The following is a 7,808-nucleotide window of genomic DNA, read 5'->3' as shown; positions in this document are numbered from 1 at the left end:
GTTTCGGTTTTGTGGCTTTTGGGGTGGTCGGAGGGGGCGGGGGAAGGGTTTTTTTCGTCGGTGTTTTTTTTTGGGGGGGGTTTTTGTGGTGTTTTCCCCCCCCCCCCCCCCCCTCCCCCCCCCCCCCCCCCCGGGACCGGTGTGCGGTGGAGCGTCAGGCGGCGGGGGCGTCCCAGCCGCCCTCCGGCTCCAGCTCGCCGTCGATGACCTCGCCGGTGCTGATGTCCACGGAGGGCTCCTCCGCCGGGACGGGAACGGGCACGGCGGTCACGGCGGGCCGCTGTTCGGCGGCGACCTCGGCGTGGGCCCGCAGCTGCTCGCGGCGCCACTCGTTCGAGGTCGGCACCCACGGCTCCAACCGCTTCGCGACGGTCTTGAGGACCATCCCCTCTTCCCACTTCACCCACGGGGACGACGCCTTGTCGCTGCCCCGGGACTGCTTCTTGACCTGCTCGATGTAGGCCCGGTCGATCACGACGACGCGGGACGTCGAGCCGTCCTTGAACTCCGCGTAGGCGTAGGCACCGAGGATCTTGCCGCGGTCGCCGAACCAGTCGACGCGGTGCACGGGCCGTTCCATCTCGGCCGGGTCGTAGCGGAACTCGTCCCGCTCGCGGACGATCTCCGCCTTCACGGAGGCGACCGCGCCGGCCCGGTACATGCGCTCGACGACGCCGCGGTAGCCCTCGATGCCCTGGATCTCGTTGCCGAAGGCCACGAGGTAGTAGGACTCGGTGCCGGGCTCGTGGCCGAGGCGCGCGCAGTCCAACAGCGCGGCCATGAGGGAGCCGGGGTTGCGCTCGGCGAGGGCGGCGAGATTTCGGTCGCGGCGCAGGGTGCCCTGCGCGAGGCGGACCCAGGTGTCGGCCTTGATGTGCTCGGGGAGGACGGTCGCGAAGTCGGCCCGGTAGGAGGCGACCATGGCGCCGGGGCTGTTGTCGCGCTTGGCGACGGCGGCGGAGATGCTCACGTGGTGCTCGCCTTCTGCTTGCTGGGGGTGAGGGAGTGGGTGCGGCCGTCGCGGACGGTGCGCTGGGCGATGCGGCGGCCGGCGACGGCCGCCCACCGGCCGGTCCCGATGAGGTCGAGGACCTCGGCGGCGGCCTGCTGGTGCTCAGCGACCGCGGTCTTCTTCGCCACGGCGGCGGCTTCGTAGCGGTCGGCCAGGGCGGCGGGGATCTGCACCTCGACGTCGTCGCGGCCCTCGGGCTGGCGCCGAATGGTCTGGTAGGTGGCGTCGGAGGCGTCGATCGGCGGACGCTCCCCGGACTCCACCGTGGCCAGGAACGTCTCGGCCTCGGCGACCAGAAGCTTCGCGTCGGCCTCGTCGTACTCCACGACGTACTCGCGGTAGTCGTAGCCGCCGACCAGCAGCGCCACGTGGCAGACCGTCAGCCCGAGGGTGTCGAGCTGCCACTGGATCTGGCACTGGTAGTGGACGGGGACGCCGTCCTCCCAGCCGTCGCCGAACGGCGAGGTCTTCACCTCCAGGAGCGCGGCGGGCGCGGTGTCGATGTCGACGGCGCCGTCCCAGTCGGGGTCCGGTGCAGTGGTGAACAGCAGCCGGTCGGGGGTGGCGCGCTGCCAGGTCCGGTCGTGGTGCTGCCAGGTGCCGGCGGGGGCGGGCCACCACCCGGGGTGCTCGTCGGCCCACTTCTGGGCGACGGCGTCCTCCAGGCGGTTGCCCCACTCCATCTCCGGCGACGGCGTGAACGGGGGCGTCGGCAGGCCGGCCTTCTTGTGCCACAAGCTGAACCGGGACTGCCACGGGGAGAGGCCCATGACGGCGGCGATCTCGGTGGCAGTCACGGTCAGCCCGGCCCGCGCCGCATCCCACTCCGGGGTGCCGGGGCGGAGGTGGCCGAGCCAGACGCCGCCCGGCGCCACGGCGGTCACCGCGCACCGCCGGCGACATCCGGGGCGGAGGCGGGGCGGGCGACGCGGCGGTAGCGGGCGAGGAGGTGTTCCAGGCCGCCCATCACGCTGTCCGTGCCGCCGCACACCTCTTCCTCGAGGGCGACGGCCAGGCTGTCGCGGTCCTCGTCGTCGAGCAGGGGCAGCCAGGGGAGGACCGGCGCCTCGTGCACCGGGTGCCCGGCGGCGTCCATCCGCAGTTCGGCGGCCACGTCGCAGGCGCACGTCATGCGGCACTCGGACCGCTCGCCGTGGTCGGGGCAGGCGGCGACGAGGGTGTCCGCCACCTCCTCCAGCACCTTGGCGCGGGTCGGGCGGGCGGCCAGCTCGGCGCGGAGGTGGTCGATCTCGGCCGTCAGCCGGTCGGCGACGGTCGCCGGGTGGTGGTCCGGGCAGGGCTCGGACTCCACCGGCTGGTAGCAGACGGCGCAGCACTCGCCGCCGGGCGGGAGTTCGGCGTCCCAGTAGGTGCGGGACTCCTCGTGGTACTGGGTCATCCAGTGGTGCCGGTCGGCGGCGAGTTGGTCGATCCGCTTCGCCTGCCGGTCGACCTCAGCGAGGAGGTCGAGACGGGCGTTGTAGTGCTCGGCGGCCAGGCGGTAGAGGGAGCGCTCCTCGTCGGTGGCGAAGTGCTCGGCGGCGGTGTTGAGGCTGGTCACGAACCGCATGGCCCGGATCTGCTCCAGGCGCTCGGGGGTCAGGCTCATGCCGCCACCCCCGCGCGGGCAGCCTTGGCCGCGTCGTAGAGCTTGATGCTGTGGTGGATCGCGTGGCAGGCCCACAAGAAGTGCGGGGTGTAGTCCCGGAAGCTGAGTTCCCAGGTCTCGCCGAACCGGCGACCCTTGAACTCGAACGACTCCAACAGGTCGCGGGCCTCGTCCTCGTCGTACAGGTCCTGGTCGAGGATCTCGGAGCGGACCGCCTTGCCGAGGCCGCGCGGTGCGTCGCTGTAGCGGACGGCACTCACGAACCATTCGCGGACGATCTGCCGAACGGTGTCCTCGGAGTACTCACGGACGGAGTCACGGCCGCCAGGCAGCTTCTCCGCCCAGTAGTCCGGGTTGATGCCCCAACTGGCGTCGGCCCGGAAGAACGCGAACATGTCGTCCAGGCGGGAGAAGACGTGTCCGCCGTCGATGTCGCCACGGATGGCCAGGGAGCCCGGCCAGGTGACCAGCTCGAACCAGTACATGGACGTGCCGGGAGCAGCGACCCGCAGGTGCCGGTACAGGCCGTCGTCGTGGAGGATCGTCAGCTGGTGGCGGGCGGTGTCGGCGCGGAAGCGGGCGGCGATCTGCTCGTCGCGGGTCATGTCGCTCATGCCGCACCGCCGGTCTGCGCGACGCGAGCGGCCTGCTGCGGGAGGTTGCGGCGGTGGTCACTCAGGACGTTGTTGGCGGCAGTCAGCGCGGTGAACGCGGCGCGGCGGTCGGCGAAGGTCGTCGCTGCGTGGAACTGGCGCCGGGCGGCCACGGCGGCGTCGAACGCCTCACGGACCTCGACGGGTACGGCGGCGGCCACAGCGGCGACAACCTCGCTGCTCGGGCGGTGGGTGGTGGATGATGGGGACATGTAGTCCGCCTCTCTAGGTGGGTGGGCTGCGGGGGTCGTCCCGGTGCGCGGGGCGGCCCCGATTGCGTGGTGGGTCAGGCGGCAGCGGGGGTGCGCTTCGTGCGGCCCCGCTTCTTCTCGCCAAGCGGCCGGACCGCGGTGAGCTGGCTGATCTCGCGGATGTCGAGGCCGGTGAAGCTGATGCGCCCGCCGCCGCGGTTGTGCGGGATCTCGTAGGCGCGGGCCTTCATCCGCAGCACTCGCGGCGCCCACGGCAGCCAGGCCGCGGCCTGCTCGGGGGTGTAGTGGTAGTAAGCGCCGGCTTCGGTGCCGGGCGCGGGGATCTCGGTCTGGGGGTTGGCCTCCTCGGCCATGTCTGCTCCTCGGGTGATGTCGGCTGGAGACACCGCCAGCGCGGTGGCGAGGCGGCGGATGGTGCCCTTGCTCGCCCCGGCCAGCCCCCGCTCGACTCGCGAGAGGTAGCTGGGGTGGAGGTCCGCGAGGTGGGCGAGATCGCACAGCCGCAACTGGCGCAGCCGGCGGATCGCCCGTATGGCGATGCCGTTCGGTGTCACGCACTGAGCATAAGCACAGTGATGCGCAGTGCACAAGCCATCTGAGGACAGTGTGCGCGCAGTGCGTCGGATGCGCCCCCGCGCTATGGGCGCACGCCTCGAAGATCAGATGCGCGTGAGAATGCACCCCTTGATGCACCCCATGCGCTGCTCATGCGCTGCTCAAAGGCTGAGATGCACACTGACGGAGTGCACGTGCGGGTGAGATAGTGAGCGCCATGGAGAGGGACTGGGCACGGCTGGGCGCAGAGCTGAAGGCTGCCCGCATCAAGCTGGGCATCGAGCAGCAGGACATCGCGGAGGCCACCGGCAAGACGCGCGGCGCCATCGCGAACATCGAGAAGGGCGCGCTGCGGAGCGTCTCCACCACGGTGCTGACCTACGCCGAGAAGGTGGGCTGGCCTCCCGACCGCATCGACGAGATCCTGGACAGCGAAAGCGCCGGCTCCGATGTCGCGGCCTCCTCCGACCTGTCCCTTCGCGTGGTCCAGGCCCTCCAGGAAGGGCCACTGCTGGACTCGCAGGTGCTCACCGTTCCGACTTCTGGTGGAGAGGTGCAGGCCACGATCGTGGTCCGAGGGCAGCCGGGCATGTCTGCCGAGGACCTGTTGGCGGCACTGAAGGAGTGGCGCGAGCGGGAGCGCGCGCTCCACGGCCTCGACGATGAAGAACCTGACGGGCCATCGGATTCGTAACCGGATCGACAGGTTCCGCCTACCCCCTGTCATTTGTGGTGACGGTGTGGTGGGATGTGACGACCAGATGAGGGGGCCGACGATCTGGCGTTGTAGGGGGACCTATGCGGACATCTCTGTCCAGGTCGCGAGTGCTGCGAGTGCAGCGGATGACGCACGGCGTGGCCATGTGGGTGGACCATCGCCTCGACGAGGACGTGGTCTACGTGGATGCCGAGGAGTTCACGGAGGACCAGGCGCAGCTGCTCGAAGCCGCGTTGCATGATGGATCTGTGACCATGCAGGAACTGCTCGCCTGCGCGAGCTGAGGAAGCGCACTTCCCCCACCGCCCCGCCGCGTGCGGGGCGCTGTGCGTTCCGGGCCTACCTGAGGAGAGCCATGGCCTACGCAGAGAAGCGGGTCAGTACCGCCAAGGGCAAGAAGGGAAAGGTGTCCTGGCGTGTCAAGTACAAGAAGCCGGACGGCTCGGAAGGGAGTGAGTCGGGCTTCCCGTTGAAGAACGCAGCCCTGGAATGGGGGCGGGCGCAAGAAGCCGCGATTCGCGCCGGCCGGTGGATCGACCCCGAGTTGTCCCGGCGACACTTCGGAGACTGGGCCCGGGAATGGATGGCGTCCCAGAACCCTCGTGGCCGCACCACAATGAACCGCTGGGAGCGACTGGAAGCACACATCCTGCCGAGGTGGGAGTTCACCCCGCTGCAAGAAATTAACTGGTTTCAGGTCGAGTCCTGGGCTCGCTCCATGACCTGCGCCGAGTCCACCATCAAGGACTGCGTCGGGCTCATGAGCCGCATCTTGACAGGCGCCGTAGATGCGCGGCATCTACAGGTGAACCTGCTGTACGGACGCAGGCTGACTGGGCTCACCGCGGCAGCCGCGCCCCGGCCCGAGCAGGGTGCGGACGATGACGGCCGCGGCTCCGTGGTGACCCCCGAGCAGGTGTTGCAGTTGGCGCGTCGTCTCGGACCCGTGGTTGGCCTCCAGATCGTGACGGACACCTGGACGGGCCTGCGCTACGAGGAGTTGGTCGGCCTTCACCGGGACAACATCCTGCGCCGCCGCCGACAGCAGTACGACGGCGGATGGTTCGAGTGCCCAACCATCCGAGTGCATGCCGACGTGGGGGCTCTGGCCGAGTACTACAAGCGGGACCCGGAGACGGGGAAGCGCGTCTGCTTCCGGGCCTTCGAGCCGCCCAAGACGGCTGCAGGCGTTCGGGACGTCGACGTACCGCCGTTCCTGGCAGACCTCTGGGCTGGCCACCTGGAGTGGTGGCCGCACGAGTACGTGTGCACGACGCCCAAGGGCGCGCTGTGGTGGCGCAGCCACTGGTGCTCGACGTTGCGGCCGGCGGCAGATGGAAGGCCGGCTCGGCCGAAGGCCCGGGGAACTGCCCTGAAAGAGGAGTGGGAGCCCATCGCTCCTGGGCTGAGCGCGCGCGGGCTGCGGCGCCTGCATGACTCCTTGCAGGAGGAGATCGGTGTCGCGCCTGTTCTGGGGTATGAGCAGATGGGCCACCGGTACCCTGGAATCAAGGCGCACTATCGCCGCCCTACGCCGAAGATGCGGCAGTACCGACTGGATGGGCTTCAGGAGGTCTTCGAGCGGGCGATGAGGAACCTCGGGTGGAAGGAAATCTGGGAGACCGCTTGCTGATCTCCCAAATTCCTCCCAAGAGGCGCACGATGGAGTCCCGCGGTTATCGGTCTCCGGTCTCTTCCCTGCTCACGGACTCGTTCGCGATGGTCTCGTGGTGCCGGATGACCTCCGCGATGATGAAGTTCAGCAGCTTCTCGGCGAACGCCGGGTCCAGGTGGGCAACCAGCGCGTTCCATGCCATCACCGCAGGTCAAGGACTATTTCTATCGTCTCGCTGCTTGATGGGTTAGCAATCCCAGTGCACTTTGCGGACAGTCTCCGAGCAGTGCTCTCCCCCACCCCTTCCTCCCAAAAATCTCCCACCGATCCAAGTCGAGTCCGCAGGTCGGAGGGCGTGAACGAAGAAGCGGCCCCCCTCGTGAGAGGGGGGCCGCGGTGTGCCGGGACCGGATGAGGGGGCCGACCCTCGCGGCCCGACACGTCTGCTCTCCACCGTAGGGGTACCCGCAGACAGACGCCCGAGGGGAGATGATCCAAAACTGTACCGTTTAAGGTACGGACTTCAAGATCCTTTGAGGGTGATGTGGCCGTGTGCCCCGCCCCGCCCGCCGCCTCCCCGCCCACACGCTCCAGCGCAGGCTCGCCGTCGGGCAGCTGATACGGGAGGCGCGGCTGCACGCGAACCTCTCCCAGGAGGAGCTGGCCGAGCGCGCGAACCTGGATCGGAAGACGGTCTCCCGCGTCGAGGGCGGGGTCATGTCGCCGCGGGTCGACAGCCTGCTCGACATCGCCGACGCCCTCGGCGTCTCCCCGCGCGAACTGCTGCCGGAGCGGCTGGACCCGCCGGCCCGGGACTGACCCCTACTCCTCGCCCTCGTCCGGCGGCGGGCACACGTGCTCGTCGCGGCGGGGGCCGACGGTGCTGCAGCAGGGGTAGCGGATGTACGCGACAACCGGGAGCAGCTTGTACTGGGGCGTGATCGGTGGCGGCCGTTCTCCGCTCACCTGTTCGGCCGTATCGGCGGGTTCGGCGGTAGGCTCGTTCATGGCGTCTCTCCAGAGCTGACGTCCGCGCCCCTGGCCGGCTCCACCCGGCGTGGGGGCTCTTCTGTGAAGGGACCGTACTACCCCCTACCACCCTCTGCTACCCATACCGGTAGCTATGCGCCCACAGGGCTGGGTACCTAGCGTCGGGACCGTGAGCACCATCGACCGCGACGGACCCGTCCCGCCCTACCGGCAGATCGCCGACGACCTCCGCCGCCGCATCGAGAGCGGAGAGATCCCGCCCGGCCGCCGCATCCCGAGCATGGTCGAGCTGGAGCAGCAGTGGGGCGTCGCCCGGGACACGCTGCGGAAGGCGACGCAGGTGTTGAAGAACGAGGGGCTGGTCGAGACGGTCAGCGGCATGGGCATCTACGTGGTGCAGCCGCCCGAGTAGAGGGCCCGTAAGAACGCCGTCGCCATCCGAAG

At 69.7% G+C, this 7,808-nt stretch carries 13 protein-coding genes; 5 read left to right on the top strand and 8 right to left on the bottom strand.

Annotated elements, in window-relative coordinates:
- Positions 1 to 154: 154 nt before the first annotated feature.
- The 6 genes from ACWF62_RS17590 to ACWF62_RS17565 all read right to left on the bottom strand — a co-directional run bounded on the left by ACWF62_RS17590 (position 155) and on the right by ACWF62_RS17565 (position 4,040).
- Positions 155 to 970 (bottom strand): recombinase RecT, encoded by an 816-nt coding sequence (locus tag ACWF62_RS17590; protein WP_452630793.1) that lies wholly within the window; start codon positions 968 to 970, stop codon positions 155 to 157.
- Positions 967 to 1,896, bottom strand: coding sequence for a YqaJ viral recombinase family nuclease (locus ACWF62_RS17585; RefSeq protein ID WP_452630792.1), 930 nt, complete (start codon positions 1,894 to 1,896; stop codon positions 967 to 969). The genes ACWF62_RS17590 and ACWF62_RS17585 overlap by 4 nt, the downstream gene beginning before the upstream one ends.
- Complete coding sequence (locus tag ACWF62_RS17580; RefSeq protein WP_452630791.1) at positions 1,893 to 2,621, bottom strand: hypothetical protein; 729 nt, start codon at positions 2,619 to 2,621, stop codon at positions 1,893 to 1,895. The genes ACWF62_RS17585 and ACWF62_RS17580 overlap by 4 nt, the downstream gene beginning before the upstream one ends.
- Positions 2,618 to 3,235: a hypothetical protein gene (locus ACWF62_RS17575; protein ID WP_452630790.1), complete on the bottom strand. Its 618-nt coding sequence runs from the start codon at positions 3,233 to 3,235 to the stop codon at positions 2,618 to 2,620. Before ACWF62_RS17575 ends, ACWF62_RS17580 begins: the two co-directional genes overlap by 4 nt.
- A complete protein-coding gene (locus ACWF62_RS17570) occupies positions 3,232 to 3,486 on the bottom strand; it encodes a hypothetical protein (RefSeq protein WP_452630789.1) in 255 nt (84 codons plus the stop codon). Before ACWF62_RS17570 ends, ACWF62_RS17575 begins: the two co-directional genes overlap by 4 nt.
- A 74-nt stretch (positions 3,487 to 3,560) precedes the next feature.
- Positions 3,561 to 4,040, bottom strand: coding sequence for a helix-turn-helix domain-containing protein (locus tag ACWF62_RS17565; RefSeq protein ID WP_452630788.1), 480 nt, complete (start codon positions 4,038 to 4,040; stop codon positions 3,561 to 3,563).
- A gap of 218 nt (positions 4,041 to 4,258) precedes the next feature.
- On the opposite strand from ACWF62_RS17565, the gene ACWF62_RS17560 reads away from it, so the two are divergent.
- From ACWF62_RS17560 to ACWF62_RS17550, 3 genes are all read left to right on the top strand, one after another.
- Positions 4,259 to 4,735: a helix-turn-helix domain-containing protein gene (locus tag ACWF62_RS17560; protein ID WP_452630841.1), complete on the top strand. Its 477-nt coding sequence runs from the start codon at positions 4,259 to 4,261 to the stop codon at positions 4,733 to 4,735.
- Between the two features lie 131 nt (positions 4,736 to 4,866).
- Positions 4,867 to 5,043: a hypothetical protein gene (locus tag ACWF62_RS17555; RefSeq protein WP_452630786.1), complete on the top strand. Its 177-nt coding sequence runs from the start codon at positions 4,867 to 4,869 to the stop codon at positions 5,041 to 5,043.
- Positions 5,044 to 5,114: 71 nt separating this feature from the next.
- Positions 5,115 to 6,392 (top strand): hypothetical protein, encoded by a 1,278-nt coding sequence (locus tag ACWF62_RS17550; RefSeq protein WP_452630785.1) that lies wholly within the window; start codon positions 5,115 to 5,117, stop codon positions 6,390 to 6,392.
- A 43-nt stretch (positions 6,393 to 6,435) separates the two neighbouring features.
- Here the strand turns inward: ACWF62_RS17550 and ACWF62_RS17545 are convergent, their stop codons facing one another.
- The gene (locus tag ACWF62_RS17545; protein WP_452630784.1) at positions 6,436 to 6,576 is read right to left on the bottom strand and encodes a hypothetical protein; all 141 of its coding nucleotides are present in this window, start codon (positions 6,574 to 6,576) and stop codon (positions 6,436 to 6,438) included.
- Between the two features lie 350 nt (positions 6,577 to 6,926).
- Between ACWF62_RS17545 and ACWF62_RS17540 the strand changes: the two genes are divergently transcribed.
- The gene (locus tag ACWF62_RS17540; protein WP_452630783.1) at positions 6,927 to 7,193 is read left to right on the top strand and encodes a helix-turn-helix domain-containing protein; all 267 of its coding nucleotides are present in this window, start codon (positions 6,927 to 6,929) and stop codon (positions 7,191 to 7,193) included.
- Between the two features lie 3 nt (positions 7,194 to 7,196).
- Here the strand turns inward: ACWF62_RS17540 and ACWF62_RS17535 are convergent, their stop codons facing one another.
- Positions 7,197 to 7,382 (bottom strand): hypothetical protein, encoded by a 186-nt coding sequence (locus ACWF62_RS17535; protein ID WP_452630782.1) that lies wholly within the window; start codon positions 7,380 to 7,382, stop codon positions 7,197 to 7,199.
- 151 nt (positions 7,383 to 7,533) lie between these two features.
- Here ACWF62_RS17535 and ACWF62_RS17530 point away from each other — a divergent pair, with 151 nt between their 5' ends.
- Entirely contained in the window at positions 7,534 to 7,776 is a 243-nt protein-coding gene (locus ACWF62_RS17530; protein ID WP_452630781.1) for a GntR family transcriptional regulator, read from the top strand.
- Positions 7,777 to 7,808: the final 32 nt, after the last annotated feature.

The organism is Rhodococcus sp. NPDC054953 (genome assembly GCF_053609225.1).
The sequence above is the reverse complement of the archived record's forward strand: the minus strand, read 5'-3'. Positions and strand labels throughout refer to the sequence as shown.

Excerpts from the sequence above, each read along its gene's own strand:
- ACWF62_RS17550 (WP_452630785.1), top strand. The coding sequence starts at position 5,115 with ATGGCCTACGCAGAGAAGCGGGTCAGTACCGCCAAGGGCAAGAAGGGA.
- ACWF62_RS17535 (WP_452630782.1), bottom strand. The coding sequence starts at position 7,382 with ATGAACGAGCCTACCGCCGAACCCGCCGATACGGCCGAACAGGTGAGC.
- ACWF62_RS17580 (WP_452630791.1), bottom strand. The coding sequence starts at position 2,621 with ATGAGCCTGACCCCCGAGCGCCTGGAGCAGATCCGGGCCATGCGGTTC.
- ACWF62_RS17560 (WP_452630841.1), top strand. The coding sequence starts at position 4,259 with ATGGAGAGGGACTGGGCACGGCTGGGCGCAGAGCTGAAGGCTGCCCGC.
- ACWF62_RS17545 (WP_452630784.1), bottom strand. The coding sequence starts at position 6,576 with ATGGCATGGAACGCGCTGGTTGCCCACCTGGACCCGGCGTTCGCCGAG.
- ACWF62_RS17570 (WP_452630789.1), bottom strand. The coding sequence starts at position 3,486 with ATGTCCCCATCATCCACCACCCACCGCCCGAGCAGCGAGGTTGTCGCC.
- ACWF62_RS17575 (WP_452630790.1), bottom strand. The coding sequence starts at position 3,235 with ATGAGCGACATGACCCGCGACGAGCAGATCGCCGCCCGCTTCCGCGCC.